Annotated in this window: 27 protein-coding genes and 1 tRNA gene; 18 read left to right on the top strand and 10 right to left on the bottom strand. The window is 55.4% G+C overall.

Features of this window, described 5'->3' with window-relative positions:
* Window positions 1-2: 2 nt before the first annotated feature.
* Together G482_RS0115905 and G482_RS0115900 are read right to left on the bottom strand one after the other, a co-directional pair.
* A tRNA-Val gene (locus G482_RS0115905) sits at window positions 3-78 on the bottom strand.
* 191 nt (window positions 79-269) lie between these two features.
* Window positions 270-488, bottom strand: a complete 219-nt coding sequence (locus G482_RS0115900) for a hypothetical protein (RefSeq protein ID WP_028450859.1) — start codon at window positions 486-488, stop codon at window positions 270-272.
* Between the two features lie 150 nt (window positions 489-638).
* Between G482_RS0115900 and G482_RS19150 the strand changes: the two genes are divergently transcribed.
* Window positions 639-956, top strand: a complete 318-nt coding sequence (locus G482_RS19150) for a PilZ domain-containing protein (protein ID WP_034619881.1) — start codon at window positions 639-641, stop codon at window positions 954-956.
* A gap of 61 nt (window positions 957-1,017) precedes the next feature.
* Window positions 1,018-1,911, top strand: a complete 894-nt coding sequence (locus G482_RS0115890; RefSeq protein WP_028450858.1) for a polysaccharide deacetylase family protein — start codon at window positions 1,018-1,020, stop codon at window positions 1,909-1,911.
* A gap of 98 nt (window positions 1,912-2,009) precedes the next feature.
* On the opposite strand, the gene G482_RS0115885 is transcribed toward G482_RS0115890, so the two are convergent.
* The 3 genes from G482_RS0115885 to nadB all read right to left on the bottom strand — a co-directional run bounded on the left by G482_RS0115885 (window position 2,010) and on the right by nadB (window position 6,182).
* The gene (locus tag G482_RS0115885) at window positions 2,010-2,942 is read right to left on the bottom strand and encodes an exopolyphosphatase (protein WP_028450857.1); all 933 of its coding nucleotides are present in this window, start codon (window positions 2,940-2,942) and stop codon (window positions 2,010-2,012) included.
* A 212-nt stretch (window positions 2,943-3,154) separates the two neighbouring features.
* Window positions 3,155-4,429, bottom strand: a complete 1,275-nt coding sequence (gene serS, locus G482_RS0115880; RefSeq protein WP_028450856.1) for a serine--tRNA ligase — start codon at window positions 4,427-4,429, stop codon at window positions 3,155-3,157.
* Window positions 4,430-4,589: 160 nt separating this feature from the next.
* On the bottom strand, window positions 4,590-6,182 hold the full coding sequence (gene nadB / locus G482_RS0115875; protein ID WP_028450855.1) for an L-aspartate oxidase: 1,593 nt from the start codon (window positions 6,180-6,182) through the stop codon (window positions 4,590-4,592).
* 190 nt (window positions 6,183-6,372) lie between these two features.
* Here nadB and rpoE point away from each other — a divergent pair, with 190 nt between their 5' ends.
* The 14 genes from rpoE to G482_RS0115805 all read left to right on the top strand — a co-directional run bounded on the left by rpoE (window position 6,373) and on the right by G482_RS0115805 (window position 18,620).
* Entirely contained in the window at window positions 6,373-6,996 is a 624-nt protein-coding gene (gene rpoE, locus G482_RS0115870) for an RNA polymerase sigma factor RpoE (RefSeq protein WP_028450854.1), read from the top strand.
* A gap of 21 nt (window positions 6,997-7,017) precedes the next feature.
* Window positions 7,018-7,506, top strand: a complete 489-nt coding sequence (locus G482_RS19870; protein ID WP_051259109.1) for a sigma-E factor negative regulatory protein — start codon at window positions 7,018-7,020, stop codon at window positions 7,504-7,506.
* Between the two features lie 40 nt (window positions 7,507-7,546).
* Window positions 7,547-8,485 (top strand): MucB/RseB C-terminal domain-containing protein, encoded by a 939-nt coding sequence (locus G482_RS0115860; protein WP_169721094.1) that lies wholly within the window; start codon window positions 7,547-7,549, stop codon window positions 8,483-8,485.
* Between the two features lie 32 nt (window positions 8,486-8,517).
* Window positions 8,518-8,988 (top strand): SoxR reducing system RseC family protein, encoded by a 471-nt coding sequence (locus tag G482_RS19140; RefSeq protein WP_051259108.1) that lies wholly within the window; start codon window positions 8,518-8,520, stop codon window positions 8,986-8,988.
* Window positions 8,989-9,006: 18 nt separating this feature from the next.
* Complete coding sequence (locus G482_RS0115850; protein WP_028450852.1) at window positions 9,007-10,428, top strand: DegQ family serine endoprotease; 1,422 nt, start codon at window positions 9,007-9,009, stop codon at window positions 10,426-10,428.
* Window positions 10,425-10,667: a glutaredoxin family protein gene (locus tag G482_RS0115845; RefSeq protein ID WP_028450851.1), complete on the top strand. Its 243-nt coding sequence runs from the start codon at window positions 10,425-10,427 to the stop codon at window positions 10,665-10,667. The genes G482_RS0115850 and G482_RS0115845 overlap by 4 nt, the downstream gene beginning before the upstream one ends.
* Before the next feature lie 84 nt (window positions 10,668-10,751).
* The gene (lepA, locus tag G482_RS0115840) at window positions 10,752-12,545 is read left to right on the top strand and encodes a translation elongation factor 4 (protein WP_028450850.1); all 1,794 of its coding nucleotides are present in this window, start codon (window positions 10,752-10,754) and stop codon (window positions 12,543-12,545) included.
* Window positions 12,546-12,566: 21 nt separating this feature from the next.
* Entirely contained in the window at window positions 12,567-13,526 is a 960-nt protein-coding gene (lepB, locus tag G482_RS0115835; RefSeq protein WP_028450849.1) for a signal peptidase I, read from the top strand.
* Window positions 13,527-13,539: 13 nt separating this feature from the next.
* Window positions 13,540-13,905 (top strand): DUF4845 domain-containing protein, encoded by a 366-nt coding sequence (locus tag G482_RS19135; RefSeq protein ID WP_051259107.1) that lies wholly within the window; start codon window positions 13,540-13,542, stop codon window positions 13,903-13,905.
* A gap of 22 nt (window positions 13,906-13,927) precedes the next feature.
* A complete protein-coding gene (gene rnc, locus G482_RS0115825) occupies window positions 13,928-14,638 on the top strand; it encodes a ribonuclease III (protein ID WP_028450848.1) in 711 nt (236 codons plus the stop codon).
* On the top strand, window positions 14,635-15,576 hold the full coding sequence (gene era / locus G482_RS0115820; RefSeq protein WP_034619878.1) for a GTPase Era: 942 nt from the start codon (window positions 14,635-14,637) through the stop codon (window positions 15,574-15,576). The genes rnc and era overlap by 4 nt, the downstream gene beginning before the upstream one ends.
* Before the next feature lie 3 nt (window positions 15,577-15,579).
* On the top strand, window positions 15,580-16,314 hold the full coding sequence (recO, locus tag G482_RS0115815; protein WP_028450846.1) for a DNA repair protein RecO: 735 nt from the start codon (window positions 15,580-15,582) through the stop codon (window positions 16,312-16,314).
* A gap of 200 nt (window positions 16,315-16,514) precedes the next feature.
* On the top strand, window positions 16,515-16,880 hold the full coding sequence (locus G482_RS0115810; protein ID WP_028450845.1) for a SpoIIAA family protein: 366 nt from the start codon (window positions 16,515-16,517) through the stop codon (window positions 16,878-16,880).
* Window positions 16,881-16,907: 27 nt separating this feature from the next.
* Window positions 16,908-18,620, top strand: a complete 1,713-nt coding sequence (locus G482_RS0115805) for a cyclic-di-GMP receptor FimW-related protein (protein WP_028450844.1) — start codon at window positions 16,908-16,910, stop codon at window positions 18,618-18,620.
* Window positions 18,621-18,698: 78 nt separating this feature from the next.
* Here G482_RS0115805 and G482_RS0115800 read toward each other — a convergent pair whose 3' ends face one another.
* Genes G482_RS0115800 through yjgA form a run of 4 tightly spaced genes read right to left on the bottom strand, consistent with a single transcriptional unit; the run spans window position 18,699 to window position 21,241 of the window.
* Window positions 18,699-19,367, bottom strand: a complete 669-nt coding sequence (locus tag G482_RS0115800; RefSeq protein ID WP_028450843.1) for an alpha/beta hydrolase — start codon at window positions 19,365-19,367, stop codon at window positions 18,699-18,701.
* Window positions 19,367-19,990, bottom strand: a complete 624-nt coding sequence (gene mog / locus G482_RS0115795; protein WP_051259106.1) for a molybdopterin adenylyltransferase — start codon at window positions 19,988-19,990, stop codon at window positions 19,367-19,369. The genes G482_RS0115800 and mog overlap by 1 nt, the downstream gene beginning before the upstream one ends.
* 21 nt (window positions 19,991-20,011) lie before the next feature.
* Window positions 20,012-20,659: an HAD-IA family hydrolase gene (locus tag G482_RS0115790; RefSeq protein WP_028450841.1), complete on the bottom strand. Its 648-nt coding sequence runs from the start codon at window positions 20,657-20,659 to the stop codon at window positions 20,012-20,014.
* Window positions 20,660-20,662: 3 nt separating this feature from the next.
* Window positions 20,663-21,241 (bottom strand): ribosome biogenesis factor YjgA, encoded by a 579-nt coding sequence (yjgA, locus tag G482_RS0115785; RefSeq protein WP_028450840.1) that lies wholly within the window; start codon window positions 21,239-21,241, stop codon window positions 20,663-20,665.
* 95 nt (window positions 21,242-21,336) lie between these two features.
* Here yjgA and pmbA point away from each other — a divergent pair, with 95 nt between their 5' ends.
* Together pmbA and G482_RS0115775 are read left to right on the top strand one after the other, a co-directional pair.
* A complete protein-coding gene (gene pmbA / locus G482_RS0115780) occupies window positions 21,337-22,668 on the top strand; it encodes a metalloprotease PmbA (RefSeq protein WP_028450839.1) in 1,332 nt (443 codons plus the stop codon).
* Window positions 22,668-23,303 (top strand): DNA-3-methyladenine glycosylase family protein, encoded by a 636-nt coding sequence (locus G482_RS0115775; RefSeq protein ID WP_028450838.1) that lies wholly within the window; start codon window positions 22,668-22,670, stop codon window positions 23,301-23,303. Before pmbA ends, G482_RS0115775 begins: the two co-directional genes overlap by 1 nt.
* Window positions 23,304-23,429: 126 nt before the next feature.
* On the opposite strand, the gene G482_RS0115770 is transcribed toward G482_RS0115775, so the two are convergent.
* Complete coding sequence (locus tag G482_RS0115770; RefSeq protein ID WP_034619876.1) at window positions 23,430-24,377, bottom strand: dihydroorotate oxidase; 948 nt, start codon at window positions 24,375-24,377, stop codon at window positions 23,430-23,432.
* Between the last annotated feature and the right edge of the window lie 221 nt (window positions 24,378-24,598).

Here is a 24,598-nt window from a genome sequence, read left to right as displayed (position 1 = left end):
AGTGGTGGGTCGTGACGGGATCGAACCGCCGACATTCTGCTTGTAAGGCAGACGCTCTACCAACTGAGCTAACGACCCTTTCGCTGCAGAGCTATTCGCCCCTCGCTTGAAAGAGGCAGCATTAAAACATGCCCATTATTTTGCGTCAACACCTTTTCTGGCGAAAACCTAAGAAAAAAGCGCCTTGGCCGGCGCTTTTTGGCTAAACCTATGAATCAAAAAGAAAACAAAAATACAGTTTTTTGCGATCTTTTGCCGCTTAGTGGGCTTTAGGCGTAGGTGTCGATCTTGTTGCGGGTTTCATCCATGCGCTGGGCGGTGGCTTGGCGCTCCTGCATGGCTTGCAAGCCTTGCTGCGAGATATTCTCTTTTTTGCGATCTAGCCGCTCAGCGCCTTCATTAATGGCTTTGGCCGCTTGTTGGGAGCCCTGAAACATGGTTTGTGAAACGGTGGTGCTGAAATTCATTGCAGCGCTGATGGATGACATGATGGCAACTCCTGCGGCAAAACGGTTTATTAATTCAACTATATAGCTGACTATAACATCAATCACACTTTGGCTGATGGTCGGTACTTTGCGCAGTAGGGGCAAGCAGTTAAGATGACCGTGGTTTATTAGCATTTGATGGAACAGGTCATGGGTGTGGGTTTGCGCGAGCAGGATCAGCGGGGTGCCTTGCGGGTGCCTGTGAATTGCAAAGTTAAAATTCGCCCAATGGATCTGGGTTTGCCATTTTATGGTGAATGCACCGATCTCAGCGTGACCGGCATGACGGTACAAACTAGCTATGTGCCGCGCCCGGAAGAAGAGTTCGATATCTATGTGATGCCGGCCAAAACGGCGGGGCGGCCGCAGGCGCCCTTTGCGGCGCGAGTGAAAGTGCGACGCAGTCATCAACTGAAGATGCACGCTTTATACGAATTGGGCCTCGAGATTATTCAGGTTCACAATTAATCCAGTAAAATAGCGGCTTTGTGCCCACCGCCGGTGGGTGTTTCCTGTTTCAAGTGGATTCATGAAGCTGCTTGCCCTCAAGATTGACGTCGATACGGCCAAGGCCGTGGCGGCTGTACCCCATCTGGCTGAACTCCTGCGTAGCCATCAGGCTGGCGCCACTTTTTTCTGGTCTCTGGGTGAAGAACGCAATGGCGTTTGGCTGCGGCCAGGCTATGGTTTGCGCCAGATGCCCGGTTCTAGCTATATACCGTTGCGCGAACGCTACGCTCGTAGCGAGCTGATTCTGGGTAGTCTGCAACCGGTGCGCGGGCTATTTAAATTGGCCAAACGCTACCAGGATGAGCTGACCGAAGCCGGGTTTGAGCATGCACTGCGCCCGCTGTCGCGTTATCACTGGCAACTGGAAATCGCTCGCTGGGACGCCGAAACCACCAAAGTCGAAATGTATCGTGCGCGCGATGCGCATACGCGCTGCTTTGGTGTGCCGGCGCGCGGGCATTCGGCGTTTGGCGGGCAGATGAATCGCCAGGCCTTCCGTTATTTGCAAATGGCCGGCTATGCCTATAGCTGCGATACCCGCGGCGTAGGGCCGTACTGGCCGATTGTCGAAGGGGAATATGTGCGCGTGCCGCAATTGCCAGTGACCTTGCCGATGCTGGAAGAGCTGGTGCAGCGCATGTCGGCCGAAGATGCGGTTTTGCATATTCTGCATTTGAGCGAACAAGCCCAGCAGCCGCAGGTGTTTAATTTTGCCGCGGATTTTGATAGCCGTTATCCCGAGGCGATCGCCGCCTTGCTTACCGGCTGGTTGTTGCAAGGCTATCAGCTCGTGGGCCTGGATCAGCTTTTGTTGCAACTGGATGTCAGCAAATTACCTTATCATCATGTGGTGAAGGGCGAGGTATCGGGCCGGAAAGGTCAAATGGCCTTGCAGGGGGCTGTATACCCATAGAGGGTATTTTGAGTAGGGTGTATGGTTAGTCTTAGCCATGCTCAGCAAATTAAAAAAGCCGACTTGGGTCGGCTTTTTTGTTGGGCGCTTGGCGCAGCTTAACCATCCGAGGTGATTTTTAGGGTGAGCTCGCGCAGTACTTCATCAACCTGATCATTCTCCACCTGGCAGGTGCCGGCATTTTCATGCCCGCCACCACCGTATTCCAGCATCAATGCGCCGATATTAGTTTGGGATGAACGATTAATAATCGATTTGCCTGTGGCAAACACGGTATTGCGCTTTTGCACGCCCCACATCACGTGGATGGAAATATTGCATTGGGGAAATAGCGCATAAATCATAAAGCGGTTGGTGGCGAAGATGGTTTCTTCTTCACGCAAATCCAGAATCACCAAGTTATCGTAGAGGCGGCTGCAGCGTTTGAGCTGTTCTTTGGCCAGCGCAGCGTGCTCTTGGTACAGCTCGATCCGCTCCTTCACATCGGGCAGGGCTAAGATTTCCTCGATGCCATGATTACGACAGTACTGGATCAGATCCATCATCAGCTGGTAATTGGAGATGCGGAAATTGCGAAAGCGCCCCAAGCCGGTGCGCGCATCCATCAGGTAATTTAAAAGCACCCAGCCATCCGGGTGCAGAATTTCATCGCGGGTAAATTCGGCGGCGTCGGCTTTATCCACCGCCAGCATCATGTCTTCGCCAATATTCGGAAAGCGCTCTTTGCCGCCGTAATATTCATACACCACTCGCGCAGCCGACGGGGCGTCGGGGACGATGATGTGGTTATCGCGCTCGCCCGTGTTGCGAATGGTTTCGGAGAGGTGGTGGTCAAAAGCCAGATAGGCGCCAGGCACATAGGGCAGATTGGTGGTGATATCGCGGGCGCTGATTTCGATCTTGCCATCCTGCATGTCTTTGGGGTGCACAAACAGAATCTCATCGATCATTTCCAGCTCATTGAGCAGCACCGCACACACCAAGCCATCGAAATCACTGCGGGTAACCAAGCGGTATTTGTTTTCAGCCATGACAAACTCCTAGAAGACCTGATTCAGCTTAGGCGTTTTTCGGCATTTTGCCGGCTGGCGCGGCGATTTATTTCTGGGGGCCTTATGCTGAAAATGGCCACGACGTGCGCCACATTAAGCTAGGACGAACGCTGGGAAATGCGGCGAATCTTGACTGGTCGGACAATAAAAAAGCGCACCCGCAGGTGCGCTTTGGCTGTCGCCGTATGAGTTTAGGCCGCCAGTTTTTCCAGCCCGCCCAGATAGGGGCGCAACACCGTCGGTACGGTGATGGAGCCATCGGCGTTTTGATAGTTTTCCAGCACTGCCACCAAGGTGCGACCCACGGCAAGGCCTGAACCGTTCAGCGTGTGCACCAGCTCATTTTTACCCGCTTCGTTTTTGAAGCGGGCTTGCATGCGGCGAGCCTGGAAGCTACCCATGTTCGAGCAGCTGGAGATCTCGCGATAGGTGTTTTGCGCCGGCAGCCACACTTCCAGGTCGTAAGTCATTTGGCTAGAAAAGCCCATATCGCCGGTGCACAGCAATACTTTGCGGTACGGCAGCTCTAAGAGCTGCAGAATGCGCTCGGCATGGCCGGTAAGCTCTTCCAGTGCGGCCACCGATTGTTCGGGGTGGACGATCTGGACCAGCTCCACTTTGTCGAACTGGTGTTGGCGAATCATGCCGCGCACATCGCGGCCATACGAGCCGGCTTCGGAGCGGAAACACGGCGTATGGGCAGTGAATTTCAGTGGCAGCTCGTCAGCTTTGAGTAGCGTATCGCGCACAAAGTTAGTGACTGATACTTCGGCGGTAGGGATCAGATACAACGAATCGTCGTTGTGTGGCACTTTGAAGAGGTCTTCTTCAAACTTGGGCAGCTGCCCAGTGCCGTGCATGCTGGCCGCGTTCACTAGGTAAGGGGTGTAAACCTCTTCGTAGCCATGCTCATTGCTGTGGGTGTTGAGCATGAATTGCGCCAGTGCGCGATGTAGCTTGGCGATATGGCTTTTCAGTACGGTAAAACGCGCGCCAGAGAGCTTGGCGCCTGTTTCAAAATCCAGGCCCAGTGGTGCGCCCAGATCCACGTGATCTTTCACTTCGAAATCAAACTGCCGCGGAGTACCCCAGCGCAGGATTTCTTTATTTTCGCTTTCATCTTTGCCCACCGGTACAGATTCCAGCGGTAGATTGGGAATGCCGGCCAGCAGGGCTTCCATTTTGCCTTGCAGCTCGCTCAGTGCCGTTTCGCTGGCGGCCAGCTCGGCTTTCAGGTTTTCAACTTCGGCCATGATGGGCGCGACATCTTCGCCGCGGGCTTTAGCCTGACCGATCGATTTGGAGACGCTATTGCGTTTGGCCTGCAGATCTTGCGTGGTGGTTTGCAGGGTTTTGCGCTCGGCTTCCAGCGCGGCAAAGGCGGCGGTGTCGAGGTCGTATTTGCGGGTTTTCAGGCGTTGGGCAACGGCATCGAGGTCGTTGCGGAGCAGTTGGATATCAAGCATCGTGGCTCAGCAGCAAAGGCAATAAAAAGAATAGCCCGATTCTAACATCAAGCGCCGCAGCTGGCGCGCTTGCGGCGGGTTTGTGCTTCGGGCGCTCGAGATAATATGGGGTATAGAGCTGTGGGCTTTTTAAAACAATGCCTGTAGCCCTATACCTCGCTTATTTTTTCAATGGGCGTTCCGGGGTGAGTAGGGTTGGGCGTGATTCGGTCTCAATGCCCGGATAGTCGCGGCTGTAGTGCAGCCCGCGGCTTTCCTTGCGCGCCATCGCGCAGCGCACAATCAGCTCGGCGGTAATGACCAGATTGCGTAGCTCGAGCAAATCGTTGGAAACGCGGAAATTGCGATAAAACTCGTGGATTTCGCTTTTGAGCAGCTCGATGCGGTGCAGGGCACGTTCTAGCCGTTTATTGGTACGCACAATCCCGACGTAATCCCACATAAAGCGACGCAATTCATCCCAGTTGTGCGAGATCACCACTTCTTCATCCGGATCGGTAACGCGGCTTTCGTCCCATTCTGGCACTTGCGGTAGGGCTTGCGGCGCTTGGCGCAAAATGTCTTCGGCGGCCGCTTTGCCCAGTACCATGCATTCCAGCAGAGAGTTTGAGGCAAGGCGGTTGGCGCCGTGCAGGCCGGTGCAGGCCACTTCGCCCACGGCGTAAAGATTGGCCAGATCAGTACGGCCATCCAGATCGGTGACCAGCCCACCGCAGGTGTAGTGGGCAGCAGGGACGACTGGAATGGGCTCTTTGGTAATGTCGATGCCCAGCTCCAGGCAGCGCTGATAGATATTCGGGAAGTGCTCTTTCACAAAGGCTGCAGGTTTGTAGCTGATATCGAGGTACACGCAATCATAGCCGCCACGCTTCATTTCAAAGTCGATCGCGCGGGCCACGACATCGCGGGGTGCTAGTTCGGCGCGCTCATCGTGATGCGGCATAAACCGGGTGCCATCAGGGAGGCGCAAAATCCCACCTTCACCCCGCACGGCTTCGGTAATCAGGAAAGACTTGGCATGCGGGTGATACAGGCAAGTGGGGTGGAACTGAATGAATTCCATATTCGACACCCGGCAGCCAGCGCGCCAGCCCATCGCGATCCCGTCGCCGGTGGCAACATCAGGGTTAGTGGTGTAGAGGTACACCTTGCCCGCGCCGCCGGTGGCGAGTACGGTAAACGGCGCCAGAATGGTTTCGACCCGATCGGTGAGTTTGTCGTATACATAGGCGCCGACGCAGCGCGCGCTTTCGCCTTGGCGCTCGGTGATCAGATCAACCGCAATATGGTCTTCTAATAGCGTGATATTCGGGTGCGCCGCCACCTTGATGGCCAGCGTGTCGATCACGGCTGCGCCGGTGGCATCGGCCGCGTGGATAATCCGCCGGTGGCTATGCCCGCCTTCGCGGGTGAGGTGATAGCCCTGATAGCTGGTGTCGCCCGATTCGTCTTTGGTGAACGGCACGCCCATGCTGATTAGCCAGTCGATGGCGTCTTTCGAGTTTTCGACGATAAAGCGCGTGGCGGCTGGATCGCACAAGCCCGCACCCGCGACGTGCGTGTCTTTGATATGCAGCTCGATGCTATCGGCGTCATCCAGTACGGCAGCAATGCCGCCTTGCGCCCAGCCACTGCCGCCGTCGCGCAATTCCCGCTTGGTAATCAGACCCACTTTCAGTTTTTCGGCCAGCTGCAGGGCAATCGTCATCCCGCCCAGGCCACTTCCTAAAATCAGCACATCAAACTTTTGCATCCGGCGTGGTTCCTATCCAGTGTTGCTACGCTATCCATTTCAGAGCGCCAATACTAGCAGAGCTCAAATGCTTATGCCGATAGGCAAATCAAAGCGCGGCATGAAATCTGGCGCTGGGCTTGTAATTGCCTAGACCGCCCATAGCTAATCGACCTAGAATCCATGTTCCATCCGCAAAGGAAGAGTAGGCTTGAAAACCGGTGTAACCCAGGGTAGTGATCGCGAACTCGATCAGGAGCTCGTACGGCGGGCGCAGGCCGGGGATCAGCGTGCTTTCGAATTGCTGGTCATGAAGTATCAACGCCGGATTGCCCGACTACTGTCGCGCATGATTCGCGATCCGGCCGAGCTCGAAGACGTCAGCCAAGAGGCGTTTATCAAGGCTTATCGCGCCTTGCCCTCGTTTCGCGGCGAGAGCGCGTTTTATACTTGGCTGTATCGCATCGCGATTAATACGGCGAAAAATTACCTTGCTTCCCTAGGGCGCCGGCCGCTGATGGCCAGTGATTTCGAGGATGAGGACGGCGAAACCCTTGATGCGGTGGCACAAGTACCAGATTATCACACGCCGGAAACTGAACTATCCAACCGGCAGATTGTCAGTACTGTGAACGAGGCGGTAGAAGCGCTGCCGCCCGATTTGCGCGAAGCAATCACCTTGCGCGAAATGGAAGGGCTGAGCTACGAAGACATCGCCGCGGCGATGGATTGTCCGATTGGAACTGTGCGCAGCCGCATTTTTCGCGCCCGCGAGGCCATCGCCAACCGCTTGCGTCCGCTTTTGAATGGCGTGGGCAAGGATAAGCGCTGGTAGGCCGTATGGGAGTACATCCAAATGAATGAAAAACTATCTGCATTGCTTGATAACGAGCTCGACCCGGCCGAATGGGCCGCGGTGCTGGATGCCGTCAAGCAAGATCCGCAACTGCAGCAGCAATGGCAGGAGTGGTACATTGTCCGGGATGCTTTAAGTGGGCATGTGCCGCTGTCGGGCGACTTTATGCAGCGCTTCTCGGCGCGGCTCAGTGCCGAGCCGGTGGTGATTGCGCCGCAACGGCTGACTGCGCCTAAAGGCAAGCGCTGGCTGGTGCCGATGGCGACGGCGGCTTCGGTGGCCTTTGTGGGTCTTGCCGTCTGGCAATTCTCGTTTCGCCCAGCCGCTCAGCCGCTGCCGCAAATGGCCAGCGTGAGTGTGCCGGCGCATGCGCAGGTGAATGCGGCCGAAGTGCGAGCGTATTTGGCGGCGCATCGCAATGGGGTGGCTGATCCACTGGGCGGCGACCATTTGACTACCGTATCGTTTGAAGTCGGAGAGCAACGCTAGCATGCGGCGATGGAGTGTGAATCAAGTCAGTCGGTGGGCTGTGTCGTTACTGCTGATGCTGGGTGGCGCGGCCCACGCTGCCGAGCAGCTAGATCGAGATAGTGCGCAAAAACTACTGGAGCGTGCAGCGGCGGCGGCCAAACAGGAAAACTATGCCGGTACCTATGTGTATCAGTATGGGGATGAAGTCGCCACGTATCGGATGATTCACCTCAATGATGGTCAGCTCGATGCCGAGCGGCGCGAATCGCTCGATGGCCCGCCGCGCGAGTATTACCGCGCTGGCACGCAGGTGAGTATTTATCCTGCCGATCAGACCGGCGGCTCGCTCGATCGGCGCTACACCGCCAAGCTGTTTCCACGCCAGCTGCCAGAGCAGCCCGAAAAACTGCTGAATGTGTATGGCATTAAACGCCTAGGCCATGAGCGCGTGGCGGGTTTGCAGTCTACCGTGTATCAGCTTGAGCCGCTTGATCAGTACCGCTATCCACATCGTTTCTGGATGGACGATCAGTCGGGGCTGCTTTTGAAGTGGATTGTAATGGGTATGCGCACCGAGGCTATGCAGACCTTTGCGTTTACCAATATACAGCAGGGGGGTAATGTAGATCGCCGCTGGTTGAAACCGACCCGCACCCTGCAGCCCGTCACGATTGATTCCAGCGTGGGCTCCGCCAAAGTGGCGCAAGAGCCTGGTTGGGACATCAAAGCACTGCCCAATGGTTTTCGTTTGCTCAAGCAAACCAGCAAAACCTTGCCCGGTAAAAACCGCACGGTGATTCATCATCTGTATAGCGATGGCCTCACCACGGTGTCGGTGTTTATCGAGCCTTACCATCAGCGTTTGCCGCTGGGGCTGGCGCACCAAGGTGCAACGCATTTATTTGTGCGCCAAAGTGGTGGCGCGCTGGTGATGGCGCTGGGTGAAGTGCCGGCAGTCACGGTCGAGGCATTTGCCACTGCCTACAATGCGCGGTAAGGTGGCGCATCGTTTAACCTGCAGCTTTTATCATGATCGAAACTCAAGCCCAAGTGGTGCGCACTGACGGCGACTACGCCTGGATTAAAATCCGCCCCCATACCCCCTGTGGCAACTGTGACCCGGACAAAGGCTGTAAGTCGGTCGCGATCACTCGCTTGTTTGGTCAGGCGCAGGATCAATACCGGGTGCGCAATCCGCTGGCGGCGCAAGCGGGCGAGCTGGTGACCGTGGGTTTGGCTGAGCAGGCGTTGCTCAGCTCGGCCTTATGGGCCTATGGCTTGCCGATGTTGTTATTGCTGCTCGGTGCCTTTCTGGGTAGCTTGTTGCCACTGGCGGGCGAGGCGGGCACCTTGGCCGGCGCCGCGCTTGGTTTTATTACCGGTTTTCTGTGCTTGAAAAAGCAGGCGAAGAGCCCCATTCACAGCAATGAACCGGCGATTATCGCCAAATTGCCAGCCAGTGCGGCTGGTTCTTCCTGTCCTTCATCACGCACTATTTGATCTCGGGAGCTCTGTCCGATGTTGAATTCCAAACTGAACCGTTTCTTGCTCGGTAGCGTACTGCTGGGCGCCAGCTGGGCTGCGCAAGCCGCGCCGGTGGGCTTGCCCGATTTCACCACCATTGTGGAAAAAGAAGGCAAAGCGGTGGTGAATATCTCGACCACCGCCACTGTGCGCGACGACGAAGGCCCCGCCGCCAATGGTTTTGACCCTGATACGCTCGAGTTTTTGCGCCGCTTCGGCTTTCCGGTGCCACCGGGTGGTGGACGCGGCATGCAGCCACGCCAGCATCAGGCGCAATCGCTGGGCTCGGGTTTCATCATCGATAGCAATGGTTATATTCTGACCAATGCCCACGTGGTGGCCAAGGCGGATGAAATTACCGTCAAGATGGTCGATAAGCGCACCTTTAAAGCCAAAGTCGTGGGTGCAGATGCTCGCACCGATGTGGCGCTGTTGAAAGTCGAGGCCAGTAATCTACCCAAAGTGGCGCTTGGAGATGTAAATAAACTCAAGCAAGGCGAGTGGGTGCTGGCGATTGGGCAACCATTTGGTCTGGATAACACCGTGACCGCGGGGATTGTTTCAGCCAAAGGGCGCAATCTGCCGGATGAAAACTTTGTACCGTTTATTCAGACCGATGTGGCGATCAACCCTGGCAACTCGGGTGGGCCACTATTTAATCTGAACGGCGAAGTGGTGGGGATTAACTCCCAGATCTATAGCCGCTCCGGTGGCTATATGGGCCTGTCATTCTCGATCCCGATTGATGTGGCCATGAAAGTAGCCGATGAGCTCAAGGCCACGGGTAAAGTGACTCGCGGCCGGATTGGGGTGGCTATTCAGGATGTAAATGAAGAATTGGCCAAGAGCTTTGGCCTGAGCAAGCCGACCGGTGCGCTCCTGAGCTCGGTGGAAAAAGATGGCCCTGCTGGCAAAGCAGGTCTGCGTGCGGGCGATATTCTGTTGAAATTTAATGGCCAGACCATTGCTAATTCGGGCGAGTTACCGCGGGTGGTGAGTGCGGTGAAGCCGGGGAGCAAAGTGCCGGTGCAAGTTTGGCGCGACAAGGCTAGCCGCGAGCTGATGATTACGGTGGGTGAGCTTGAATCAAGCGATAAAGCTAGCGAAGCTCGCGAGTACAAAGGCAAAGCGGATGACAGCGGCAAATTTGGGCTGGTGGTGCGCGAACTGAATCCACGTGAGCTCAAGCAGCTGGGCATTACCGCTGGGCTCTTGGTGCGTGATGTGCAAGGCGAGGCGGCCAAGGCTGGTCTGCAACCGGGCGACGTGATTGCCGGCGTGGGCGGGCAGGAGCTGACTTCAGCGGCGCAGCTACGCAAAGCACTCAACGAGGTGAAAGCGGGGCAAAGTATCGCGCTGCGGATCATTCGCAATGGTAACTCGGCCTTTATCGTGCTGAAAGCGCCGGCGCAATGAGGCAGTTAACGCTGTATGGCCGCGAATATTGCGGCCTTTGCCATGTGATGCGGGATGCGCTCTTGGCCCAAGCGGCCGGGCGCTTCACCGTGCAATGGATTGATATTGAAGATATTGATGAGTTGGAAGCGCGCTATGGCGAGTTGGTGCCGGTATTGACCGACGAAGCCGGGCAGGAAATCTGCCATTATCATCTCGACCAAGCTGCGCTGGATGCTAGGCTGGCCAATTTAGGCTAAAATCGCGCACCAACGCAATTCTCGGGCACGCGTAACGTGCCCGATTTTTTATAGAATTGCCCTGAAACACAATTGGCTGGACACATGGATCATATTCGTAATTTTTCTATCATTGCCCACATTGACCACGGCAAGAGCACCTTGGCTGACCGCTTTATTCAATTTTGCGGTGGCCTAGAGATGCGCGAGATGAGTGAGCAAGTGCTCGACTCGATGGATATCGAGAAAGAGCGCGGAATTACCATCAAGGCGCAAACCGCTGCGCTCAATTACAAGGCGCGTGATGGCAAAGTCTACAACCTGAATCTGATCGATACCCCGGGGCATGTGGATTTCAGCTATGAAGTGAGTCGCTCGCTCGCTGCCTGCGAGGGCGCACTGCTGGTGGTGGATGCTTCGCAAGGGGTGGAAGCCCAAACCGTCGCCAATTGCTACACGGCCATCGAGCAAGGCGTAGAAGTGCGCCCGGTACTTAATAAAATCGATCTGCCTGCGGCTGAGCCGGAGCGGGTGGCGCAAGAAATCGAAGACATTATCGGGATTGAGTCCACCGGTGCCGTGCATGCTTCGGCGAAGTCGGGTATTGGCATCGAAGACATTCTGGAAGAGGTGGTCACCAAGATACCCCCCCCGAAAGGTAATCCAGACGGCCCGCTGAAAGCGTTGATTATCGACTCATGGTTTGATAACTATGTGGGCGTCATCATGCTGGTGCGGGTGGTGGATGGCGAGCTGCGCCCGAAAGACAAGATTCTGTTTATGTCGTCAAAAGCCCAGCATCTGTGCGAACAGGTTGGGGTGTTTACCCCTAAATCGGTGCAGCGTGAAGTCTTGCGCGCGGGTGAAGTGGGCTTTGTGATCGCCGGGATAAAAGAGCTGGCCAGTGCCAAGGTGGGCGATACCATCACCAGTGCCAAAGAGCCTGCCGCCGAGCCGCTGCCTGGCTTTAAAGATGTGAAATCGCAGGTATTTGCCGGCTTGTATCCGGTAGAAAGCCATGATTATGAAAAGCTGCGCGATAGTTTGGAAAAACTGCAGCTCAATGATGCATCGCTGCATTTCGAGCCGGAAGTGTCTTCCGCGCTGGGTTTTGGTTTCCGTTGTGGTTTCTTGGGCTTATTGCACCTGGAAATCGTGCAGGAGCGCCTAGAGCGCGAGTTTGATATGGATCTCATCACCACCGCACCGACGGTGGTCTATGAGCTGGTGCTGCGCAACGGCGAAGTGGTGCAGATCGAAAACCCTTCCAAACTGCCTGATCCATCAAAATACGACGAAGTACGTGAGCCGATCATCACCGCCACCATTCTGGTACCGCAAGATTACGTGGGCCCTGTGATGACGCTGTGTAATCAAAAGCGTGGTGCGCAAGTGAATATGCAGTATCTGGGTCGGCAGGTGATGTTGACCTACGATTTGCCGATGGCCGAAGTGGTGATGGATTTCTTCGATAAGCTCAAGTCGGTATCGCGTGGCTATGCCTCACTGGATTACGAGTTTAAAGAATTCCGTACCGGTGACTTGGTGAAGCTGGATGTGCTGGTGAATGGCGAGCGAGTGGATGCCTTGAGCTTGATCGTACACCGGGCTAATAGCGTTTACCGTGGTCGCGAGCTGATCGCCAAAATGCGTGAGCTGATCCCGCGGCAAATGTTTGATATTGCGGTACAAGCCGCAATCGGTAGCCAGATTATTGCCCGCGAAACGGTGAAGGCCATGCGTAAAGACGTCTTGGCCAAGTGTTATGGTGGCGATATCACCCGGAAACGCAAACTGCTGGAAAAACAAAAAGCAGGTAAAAAACGCATGAAGCAGGTGGGCAATGTGGAGATTCCACAAGAAGCCTTCCTGGCCATTTTGCAAGTGTCAGACAAATAACATCATCGGTTGGGGTAAAGCATGAACTGGCTGTTGCTAGGGGTAGCGCTGTTGATTTTGGGCCCGGTACTGATCGGGGCTGGCGCCAAGCATGAGCGCAAAGGCAAGGAGCCGCCACAATTGGTGCAGTATGGTTACCTCGCCTTGGTGGTGGGCTTGTTTGTGCTGATGGTGCAGTTTTTGTCGATTTCCACGGCGATGCTGTTGTTTGTGCTGATTACCGGCGTTGTGTGGGCGCTGGATAAATTTGTGCTGCAAAAGAAACGCGGCGATGCTCAGGTGGAAGACTGGGTTGAGTATGGCCGTGGGTTTTTTCCGGTGATCTTGGTGGTGTTTTTGCTGCGCTCGTTCTTAATCGAGCCATTCCAGATTCCATCTTCATCGATGCGCCCTGGTCTGATTGTCGGCGACTTTATCCTGGTGAATAAATACGCTTATGGCCTGCGCCTGCCGGTTACTAATTCCGTCGTTGTGCCTGTGGGCACTCCGCAGCATGGCGATGTGATGGTGTTTAATTATCCAGTCAACCCTAGCGTGAACTATATTAAACGGGTCATTGGTTTGCCGGGTGACACCATCGAATATCGCAATAAAAAATTGACTGTAAATGGCGTGGCCGTGCCGACCGACAGTGTGGGTGAACACACCTATGTTGAGCAGGGCGTTTATCAGATCAAAAACGCGCAGTTCACTGAAAAATTAGGTGAACACGTGTACGCTACTTTAAATATGCCTGAAGCACCGGTGCTGAGCCTGAGCGAAGTGGCTGATTTCCCTGGGCGCGAAAATTGCCGCTATGATGAGAGCGGATTTACCTGCAAAGTACCCGCGGGGCAGTATTTCGCTATGGGTGATAATCGGGATCACAGTGCAGATAGCCGTTATTGGGGCTTTGTGGATGACAAATACATCGTCGGTAAGGCTTTCCTGATCTGGATGAACTTCGGGCATCTGAATCGGATTGGTTCGCTGATTAAATAAGAGGGAGATCAGGATGCATAAGCAGCGTGGATTGTCTTTTTTTGGATTTATTATTGTGGCCATGGTCGTGGCGATGGCGATGATTACGGCGTTTAGGGTGGCACCCGCATATATTGAATATTTCAATATCAAGCAGGCGATAACAGCGATCGTGAAACAAAATGCGGGCTCTACCCCCGCAGCATTGCGCGAAGCGTTTTCTCGCCACGCTCAAATTAGTGAGATAAAGGCTGTTAGTGGGGACGATCTGGCGATTACGCAGGTGGGTGGTAGCACCATTATCCGTGCCGACTATGAGAAAGTAGTGCCGCTGGTGGCAAATGTGAGTTTTCTGTTCCAGTTTCAAGTGGAGCAAAGTTCTGGTGCTGCTGCACCCTAATCCTAGATAGTAAGGATATATTTTGGCGGTTGTACTTCCTGCCGAGCGCCTGCAACAGGCGCTCGGTTATGTTTTTTCTGAGCCTAAGTTATTAAAGCAGGCACTGACCCATCGTTCCTTCTCCAGCACGCACAACGAACGTCTGGAGTTTGTGGGTGATGGTATTCTCAATTCGCTGGTGGCCCGGCAGCTGTTTTTTGCTTTTCCACAATTCAGTGAAGGCGATTTGTCACGGGTGCGCGCGCATTTTGTGCGGCAAGATTCATTGGCGGTGATCGCCAATGAGCTGCAGCTTGGCGATTATCTGTGGCTGGGAGAGGGCGAACTCAAAAGTGGTGGCCATCGCCGCCCTAGTATTCTGGCCGATGCACTTGAAGCGGTGCTGGGCGCCATCTGGCTGGATGGTGGTTTTACTGAAGTTGAGCGCGTGGTCACGCAGTTATTTGCAGCGCGGATCGCGGCGGTTGATCCGACTAGTGCCATGAAAGATGCCAAAACCGCATTGCAAGAATGGCTGCAAGCGCGCAAGTTGGCCTTGCCGCAATATGAAGTGATTCGCCAAGTGGGTGAATCACCCGACCAGATTTTTGAAGTAGCCTGCACTTGTGTCGAGTTAAAAACTGCCACACGGGCAGAGGGCGCAAGCCGGCGTGCGGCCGAACAAGAAGCCGCTGGCAAATTATTACATCTGCTGCGCGAGCAGCACCCGGGCAAAAAGGTGGTCCGCAAATGAAAGAACTTGAACTTAATGACCTGCTGACCCCGACTGTAGCCGACGATTATCGCTGTGGGTTTGTGGCGATTGTGGGCCAGCCCAACGTCGGAAAATCCACGTTGATGAACCATTTGATTGGGCAGAAGCTCAGTATCACCTCGCGTAAAGCCCAGACAACCCGCCATCGGATTAATGGCGTTCTAACCCGCGAAGACGCTCAGTTTGTTTTTGTGGATACCCCAGGCTTTCAAACTAAGTATCGCAATGCACTGAATCAAGCCATGAATCGCAGTGTGACCACCACGCTTGCTGATGTGGATGCGATTTTGTTTGTGGTTGAAGCGGGCCGTTATGGCCCGGCCGACGAAGCGGTACTGAAACTCTTGCCCAAAGATCGCCCGGTGATTCTGGTCATCAATAAAGTCGATTTATTGGCCGATCCTGCACGTTTGCTGCCCTTCATGGAGCAAGTGGCGGCCCAGTTTGAATTTAGCGCCATCGTGCCGGTGGCTGCGAAGAAAAATCAAAAGCTTGATGTGCTGCTGGATGCGATTTTGCCGCTGTTGCCGGAGTCGGTGCCGATGTTCTCGGCTGAGCACCTCACTGATCGGAATGAGCGTTTTCTGGCCGCCGAATTGATTCGTGAAAAGATCTTCCGCTTGATGGGCGAAGAATTGCCCTATGTGATGGCGGTAGAAATTGAAAAGTTTGACGATGAAATTCGCAAAGACGGTAGCGAGCTGCGCCGGATTTATGCCGCCATAATGGTCGAGCGTGAAAACCAGAAGGCCATCCTGATCGGGAAAAATGGCGAAAAACTCAAGCGCATCGCCACCGAAGCACGGGTGGATATGGAGCAGCTGTTTGATGCCAAGGTCTTCCTGCAGGTGTTTGTGAAAGTGAAGAGCGGTTGGGCGGATGACACCCGCTTGGTACGGCAACTCGGCTACGAATAAGGCATGGCGCGCAGTACGCCCAAACAGAAAATCAATGCGCAGCCGGCCTTTGTGCTGCACCAGCATCCCTATCGGGAAACCAGCCGCTTACTGGATGTGTTCACCCGCGATCATGGCCGGCTGACTATTTATGCTCGTGGAGTGCAACGCCCCGGGTCGCAAGTGCGCAGTGTGTTACTGGGTTTTCAGCCGCTGCTGTTGTCCTGGTTTGGCGCCGGGGAAGTCAAAACCCTGCACGCTGCGGATTGGCAGCCGGGCTTGCCGCAGCTGAGCGGCTTGCCATTGCTGTGCGGCTTTTACCTCAATGAATTACTGCAACAGCTCCTGGTGCGGGACGAGCCGCATCCGGCGCTGTTTGTGGCTTATTTTGATGCCATCAAGGCATTGGCGCGCTTACAACAGCAAAGTGCCCCCGATGTGGAGCCGATTTTGCGCCGGTTTGAGCGGCAATTACTGCAAGAATTAGGCTTAAGTCCCGCTTGGCATGTGCAGGCTGACAGTGGTGAGGCTTTTGCTGCGGAGGGCTATTACCACTTCGTGCCGCAGCAGGGCTTTGTAGCCAGTACTGCGACAGAGGGCTGTCCGAGCCACTTGATCCATGCCTTTGCGCGCGATGATTGGCAAGATGAAGCGCTCAAGCCTTGGGCCAAGCTGTGGATGCGGCAATCATTGGCGCATGTGCTAGGCGAGCGGCCCTTGCATACTCGGCAACTGTTGATCGATTTGCAGCGTATCTAGGGTATATCCCGCATTATTAGATCAATAAACGCTCTGGTATATATACCCGCAATGGGTATGTTGCGTGGGGGACTTCTTCACGAAGCTGCAACGAATGGTGAGGTGTTTCGGTCTAACAGCCGGTGGAGAAATCAGCAAAAAGGCGGGTTTCACACTATGTTGACAGAAAGCAGGCGCGTCAGTGCGCGCGGGGAGGCCTTATGATCAGTATTTCACACGAAAGCCAGTATATTCATGTGGTGATTTTTGGTGATTTCACCCTGCAGGATTATCGAGAGTTTGAAGAGAATGTCTTGTATGACATTCGTTTTCATGGTCCCAGCCGTTTATTGTTCGATTTAAGCGAAATGACTGGCTATACGTTGGATATGGCGCTTGAAGAACTTGATTTCAGCATCAAGCACAAGCAAGATTTCGAAAAAGTCGGTATCGTCACACATGATCAGTGGATTGTCTGGTCAGTCTGGATCAATCGCGCCCTGAGCGATGCGAATGTGATGGTATTTGATACCCTTGACGGGGCGATTGCTTGGCTGACCGAGCCCACGGCAGAAATGGTTGGATGACTACAATAACAACAGGCTGGATGAAGCATGCTTGATCGGATTACTGCACTATTTGCCAAAGATAAATCACCGCTGGCCAATGTCAAAATGGCCTCACAGTGGTGCAAGAATCTGGATCTGGTCGATCCGGCCACCCGCAGCTCGCGCGTGCACGGGATTGTCAGTGATTTTATTGCGGGCAATCAGCCGCCCTCGCTCGATAGTCTGCAAGCCTTGATGCTGATCGATGAGCATGTGCAGGAAGCTTACGATGCCGTGCGCTACCAGTACATTGCGAATCCACGCATGTCCAAAGAGATTGAGCAAAAACTCTGGAAAGACATCGTTTCTTATGCGCAGGACATGGTGGCGGCCTACCAGCGTTTTGTCCAAGCCGAATCGAATGAAGCCTTGCAGGCACAGTTCGCGCCACTGATGCCGCTGGTTTTGGCTCGCAGTCTGCGTTATCTGGCCATTCAGGCCAAATGGCACTACTTCCGCTTTGAAAAAGTGCCGCCCAAGCTCTGGACCAGTGCCCATCAGCTTTATCGTCTGTCGGAAATTGGCGGGTTTGATAGCAATCCATTTGCGGTGTACCCATCGGATGGCAATGAAGTCTCATCCTGTGCCGATGAATATATCCAGATGCTGATGCTCAATACCTTGGCGAATAATAATCTCTCTGTTCGCCAACTCGATCTCGTTGATCAGTGGCTGGAGAAATGGTCCAAACTAATCCAGATTTCACGTAAATATGTGATCGAGCGGCATCATTTCTGTGTCAATTTGCAAGAGCCGCATGGCGCGCAGAAACTCAACCCCGAATTAATGGGTGAACCCTATCGCTATTGGGGCTTGAATGAGCTGGTGAATCAAGTGCAAGAGATTTTGGGGCGCCTGATGACTGGCGCCAGTCATGCTTCGCTTGATTTGGGACCAGACGCGCGTGGCCCAGCAGTGACCGAACTCTTGAAGCACCTGGATGTGTTCTGGACCATGTGCATGCGCAATAGCCAGGTGAAGCGCAGCGAGCGCACCAAAGTCACCAAGGCGGCGGATGTGATCTACGGTCTGGATCGTATTTGTGGCTTTATCAAGGAAGACAACGACAAATTCATGCGCCAAAGCCGGGATGCCAAAGAGCAGATCGATTACGACGAAATCATGGATATGCGCCTGTATGGTTTTGTGTCATCCCGCACCAAGCAAAAAACTATGGGTGGCAATCCGTATGCGGTGAATAAAAAACAAAACGATTGGCATACTTGGGCGATTGATAATGAGAGTAACGGCGGCTTTGGTGCCGTGCTGCGCTTCTCCGAAAACGAATGGATTCGCCCCAATCTATTACTCGGTTTGCGGCTCAATACAGGCGAAAACTGGCAAATCGGCGTGCTGCGCCGGATTGCGCGCTTAAGCGATGATGAAATTTCCGCCGGGATTCAGATTATTACTACCACCCCGGTGATGGTAGGGATGCATTCCGAGCAAAATGACCGCATTGAAAACATGACCGTCACCGAACTGGGTTTCACGGGCGGGCTGGAATTGCCAAATGTGAAAACAGCCCTGTATGTGCCGCATCAGATTGATGGCAAGAGCGTTAATACGCTGATCATGCATTCGGCAGATTATGGTTTGGATAAAATCTACCAAATCCGCGCGCGGGATAAGAAATTTTCGGTGAGTTTGGGCCTGGTGCTAGAGAAAGGCGTCGACTGGATCTGGGTGGCGGTGAATGTGTTGCGGCAGGATAATTAAGCTTAGGTTCTTGAACTAGTTAGCAATAAAAAACGGCGCAATGAGCGCCGTTTTTTATTGCCGAATGTCACTCCACCATCAGGCCAGCCGAGCGGTTAAAAATGCACCAATCCGCTGAATTTCCGGTAGGCATACCGAATGCTGAATCGGGTAGGTGTGCCATTCGACGTCTACGCCCAATTGTGTGACCGCTGCGCGTGCTTGTTCACCCAGCGTGAGGGCAACTACCGGGTCATGACTGCCATGTGCGGCCAGCACCGGCGTGGCCAGATTGGCGGCGATGCTTTGCGGCGTGAGTAATTCCGGCGTTGGCAGATAGGTGGACAGGGCCACAATGCCAGCCAGCGCCTCAGGGTGGGTTAAACCTGCGGTGTAGGCAATCGCCCCGCCTTGCGAAAAGCCCGCGAGCACGATGCGCTCGCACGCTATGCCTTGTGCATTTTGTTCCGCAATCAGCGCGCGGATATGACCCACACTGGCCTCCACACCGGCGCGGTCAGCCTGGCGACTAATCTGGTCAAAATGCACGATGTCATACCAGGCGCGCATCACATAACCGTTATTGCAGGTGATGGGCATGGTGGGGGCATGCGGAAAAATAAAGCGGATGGCCAGCCCTTCGGGAAGGCCTAATTCGGGTACCACCGGGGCAAAATCATTGCCATCGGCGCCGAGCCCATGTAGCCAGATTACGGCGGCGGTGGGGTTCGGGCCCGTTTCAAGGGTTACGCAGGGTAGGGTACTCATTAGCTTTCCTTAGGCGGGCGGCGGGCAGCTTTGGGGCGAAAAGCTTCAACCACCGCAGGGTCGGTTTCAATATACGGGCCATCCAGTAATTGAATACAGTAGGGCACGGCGGCAAAAATGCCGGGTACTAGCACTTTACCGCTGGCATCTTGCAAGCCGGCCAGTGTTTCGCTAATCGCTTTGGGCTGGCCCGGTAAATTTAAAATCAGGCTCTGGCCGCGAATGCCGGCCAGCTGGCGCGATAAAATCGCAGTGGGCACAAACTGCAGACTGATTTGCCGCATTTGCTCGCCAAAGCCCGGCATCTCGCGCTCAATGACTGCGCGGGTAGCTTCTGGCGTCACGTCGCGTTTGGCTGGCCCAGTCCCGCCGGTGGTCAGTACCAATTGGCAACCCTGCTGATCAACCAAGTCAATCAGCGTGGCTTCGATCAGCGCTTGCTCGTCAGGGATCAGGCGCTCGATAAAATTCACCGGGCTCGTGATGGCGCGCGCGAGCCAATCGCGCAGGGCTGGCAAGCCTTGGTCGGGGTACACCCCGCCACTGGCGCGATCGGAGATCGACACGAGGCCAATGGTGCAGAGGTCTGGAGTGTCGCTGGGGTGAAGTGCTAGATCATTCATTTCTATCAGGGCTTTGATTAATCAAGCGCCAGCAAATGTCAGTCGTAGCTGAGCATGCTCTTGAGTAATACCCAGCTGGGTATAGTCTTCAATCGTCCATTGATGAAGGCTTTGATCGCAATACCCTCCAGCCGCAGTAACTAAGCAGACGGCTGCCCCCGCATGATGCGCGCTGGCAATACCCGCGCCGGCGTCCTCAAAGGCAATGCAGTCGCTGGCCGACAGTCCCAAGAGGGTCGCGCCGTGCTGATAAGGCGCCGGATGCGGCTTGCCCTCGCGGACATCGTCTGCACCAATCAGGTATTTGGGCAAGGGCAAGCCAGCATAGGCCAGCTTGGCCAGTGCCAGCTCGCGCGGGGCCGAGGTGACCACTGCCCACTGCTCGGGGGCCAGCTGCTGCAATAATGCCGCCGCGCCTGCAATGGCCACTGTGCCCTCGAGCTGGCGCATTTCCTTGGCGATCAGGGCGGCTACTTCGGCGTTGGCATCCAGATGGGGCGCCACAATGCTAATGGTTTCAATGCCGCGCCGGCCGTGCATCACCTGCACAATCTGCTGGTAATCAACCCCGCGCTCGGCCGCCCAATCCTGCCAGAGCTTTTCAATGCAGGGGCGGGAATCCACCAAGGTGCCATCCATATCAAACAGCAGGCCGCGCGCGAAAGGCATGGTTTATTCCTCGTCGCTGGCATCGGCCGCGTCGTCTGCGGCGTCATTCAGGCTAGGCAGTTTCGGCTCAGGAATGTATTGCTTAATCAGCTGAAACAGCTCGCGATACGCTTTGGGCGCCACTTGCTTGCCTTCCTGCTGTTGCTGCTTTTCTTTATTGGCGTTGCGAATCAGCTGGCGCAGCTGCTGAATATCCACCGCTGGAAAGTCCGCAATAAACTGCTCGGTAGCTTTCGGGTCGAGCAGCATTTTTTCGCGCAGGCGCTCGATCTGGTGCAGCCAGGCGGTATGCTGATCCGAATCGCCATTCATGGCATCCAAAAAGGCCTGAATCGGGGCGGGATCGACATCGCGCATCAGCTTGCCGATGTATTGCTTATGCCGCGCGATGGCGCCATTCGCGGTGATTTTTTTCGCTTCACGGATCGCATCGATCAGCTTTTCGGGCAGGTTCAGCGGTTCGAGCTGCTTGGGGGAGTAGGCCAGCAGACTGGCGCCGAGGTCTTTAAGGGCTTCGGCTTCGCGTTTGAGTTGCGATTTACTGACGATTTCGATTTCGTCATCATGATCATGCTTCGCCATGGTATCTCACGTCAGTGCAAAAGCAGTATGATAGCAAATTTGGTCCGCCCAAGGCGGCGGGCCTCGTTTTCACCTTAGCTACGGAAGCTCACTACGTGTCGGAATTTACCTACAGCGAAGCGGCATTGCGCGATCTGGCCTCCCAAGTACTGGCTCTGGCCAAGGCGCAGGGCGCCACGGCTTGCGATGTCGAAGTCTCGGAAGGCGCCGGGCAAAATATCTCGGTGCGGCTGGATGAAGTGGAAACCATCGAATACAACCGCGATAAAGGCGTGAGCGTATCGGTGTATCTGGGCCAGCGCAAAGGCCATGCCAGCACCAGTGATTTTTCGCCCACGGCGCTGGCCGATACCGTGCAAGCCGCGCTGGCGATTGCCCGCTACACTGCGGCCGATGAATTTGCCGGCCCGGCCGATCCGGCGCTGTTGTGCACCGAGTTTCCCGATTTAGATCTCTATCACCCCTGGGATTTGCCTGTAGAGCAAGCCATTGCGCTGGCGCAGGAATGCGAGCAAGCCGGCCGGCAAGTGGATGCGCGGATTAATAATTCGGATGGCGCCACGGTGTCCACCAGCAGCGCGCGCTGGGTCTATGGCAATTCCCAAGGCTTTCTGGGCGCTGGTACCAGCACCCGCTATAGCGTCTCCGCTGCGCTGATCGCCGAAGACGACGTCGGCATGCAGCGCGATTATTGGTACACCGCCGCGCGCGCGCCCGCTGATCTGGAAGCCCCCGCCGCTGTAGGCCGTAAAGCCGGCGAGCGCACTGTGCGCCGTCTGGGCGCTCGTCGCCTGAAAACTGGCGAATATCCGGTGCTATTCGAGCCGGCGGTGGCAAGCTCGCTGATTGGCCACTGGGTGAGCGCGGTGTCGGGCAGTAGCCTGTATCGCAAATCCAGCTTCTTGCTTGATAGCCTGGGGCAAAGCGTGTTTGCGCCCTGCGTGACCATTACCGAAGATCCTTTCACCTTGCGGGGCTTTGCCAGCGGCGCTTTTGATGGCGAAGGGGTGGCCACCAAGGCGCGCACGCTGGTCGATGCTGGCGTGCAGCAGGGGTATTTCCTTTCCAGCTATTCGGCGCGCAAGCTGGGGATGCAAACCACGGGTAATGCGGGCGGCCCACACAATCTATTTGTGGCGCCAACGCTGCCCGCCAGCCAGATGCTGGCTGAACTGGGCACTGGCTTGCTGGTGACCGAGCTGTTGGGTCATGGCATTAATCTGGTAACCGGCGATTATTCGCGCGGCGCGGCCGGTTTCTGGGTGGAAAACGGCGTGATTCAGTATCCGGTCGAGGAAATCACCATCGCCGGCAATCTGCGCGAGATGTATCGCCAGATTGTGGCCATTGGTGATGATGCGCTGGCATCCAGCAGCCGCAAGGTTGGCTCGATACTGCTGGAGCGCATGACGGTCGCGGGGGACTAATGCCGGCCCCGGCCATTCATCGCCCGCCGTATTGGGATCAGGCCGTGGCCGAGCTGGCCGCCGCCGATCCGGTGATGGCCGAGCTGGTTGAGCGCTATCCGGCCGTTAGTCTGCTGACCCGTGGCGATGCTTTTCACACATTGGCGCGCTCGATCGTTGGCCAGCAAATTTCGGTCAAGGCGGCGGATTCGATCTGGGCCCGGCTGCTGCAGGCGCTAGGCGATGTGACCGCGCCAGCGGTGCTGGCCAGCAGCGTAGAGGCTTTACGCGCCTGCGGCCTGACCCAGCGCAAAACCGAATACCTGCTCGATCTGGCCCACCATCAGCAAGCTGGTCGGTTGGAGCCGAGCGACTGGCATAGCTGGGACGACGAAGCGGTGATCAAAGAGTTGGTCTCGATCCGTGGCATTGGCCGCTGGACGGCCGAGATGTTCCTGATTTTTTATCTGGCCCGGCCGAATGTCTTGCCGCTGGATGATATAGGCCTGATTCGGGCGATTGCCCAGTTTTATCACGGCGATGAGCGCCGCCCGCGCGCCGAGCTGATTACCTTGGCCGAGCGCTGGCAGCCTTGGCGTTCGGTGGCGACGTGGTATCTGTGGCGCAGTCTGGATCCGGTGCCGGTGGAATACTAAGGTCAGCCTTGCGCTGGTTCGGCTTTGCCGCGCAAAGTTACAGCTCAAATATCCATGAAAAATAAAGGGTATTGCCTGCTAGGCTAATCAATATATAGCCTGCCGGGTAATACCCTTGTTTTTTCTTTACAGCGTTTTCAGTTTGCCACGGAAATCATCGGGGCTGGTGTAGCCTTTTTCATCCATGAGCTCTGCCAGCTCGGCCAGCACACGCGGGAAAATACCGGGGCCTTCTTCATACAGCGCAGTACCCAGCTGCACCAGCGTGGCGCCGGAGAGGATATGCAGGAAGGCTTCGCGGCCTGATTTCACCCCGCCACAGCCGATAATGGCTTTGTCCGGGCAGCGGCGGTAAAACGCGTTCACATTCGCCAGCGCCGTTGGCAAGACATAATCGCCGCCCAGCCCGCCAAAGCCGTCTTTGGGCTTGATCAGCGTGGTTTCACTCTCCAGATCGATCATCAGCGCATTGCCAACCGAATTGATGCAGGTAATAAACGCCACCAGCGGATAGCGATTAAGAATCTCGGCCGCTTCATCAAAATGCGCCATATCGAAATACGGCGGCAGTTTGACGCCAAATGGGCGTTGATAGCCTGACGACACCTCGGCCAGCAGCGTATCCATCGCTTCAAAGTCGTAGCCGATTTGCGATTTGCCGGGCACATTCGGGCAGGATAGATTCACTTCCAGAATGGTGGGGGTGACCGCATCTTTCAGGCTGTCGATCATGGTGAGATTATCGTCCAGCGTCAGACCCGAGAGCGACATAAACAGCGGCTTGGCTTCATGATCGTGGCGCTGGGCATAATGCAGATAATAGGCAAAGCCCTCATTGGGCAGGCCCATTGAATTGATACTGCCAAACAGCTGGCCAGCATCGGCTAGCACCCGATAGCGGGGCTCCGGGTTGCCATCGCGCGGTTGAAGCGTGCAGCTTTTGGTCACCATTGCACCCGAAGTCGATTCGGCCAGCGCCTCAAGCTGCGAGGCCACACTGCACCAAACACCGGAGGCATTCATCAAGGGGTTGGCAACGGGCAGATCAAGAAAATGCGTGCTCAGCTTGGCCATGGCGGGCCCTCCTGTATTCATCATTGACAACCATTGTAGGGATTGCCGCCAGGCGGTAATGTGAGCAGCGTCAAACATTACGCAGATGCGCGCCGGCCCAAAACGCGCCCGGTACGGGTACTGCATACCCGGTGGCACAGCCGCGAGCGCCGCCGCTGGGTGAACAGGAAATGGTCTTAGATCAAGAAGTCAGACCCGATCAACGGTAGAATAGTCGGCAT

Origin of the sequence: Chitinibacter tainanensis DSM 15459 (genome assembly GCF_000429785.1) — a bacterium.
Classification (GTDB): domain Bacteria; phylum Pseudomonadota; class Gammaproteobacteria; order Burkholderiales; family Chitinibacteraceae; genus Chitinibacter; species Chitinibacter tainanensis.
Note: the sequence above shows the minus strand (reverse complement) of the source record. Positions and strands in the feature narration are given on the sequence as shown.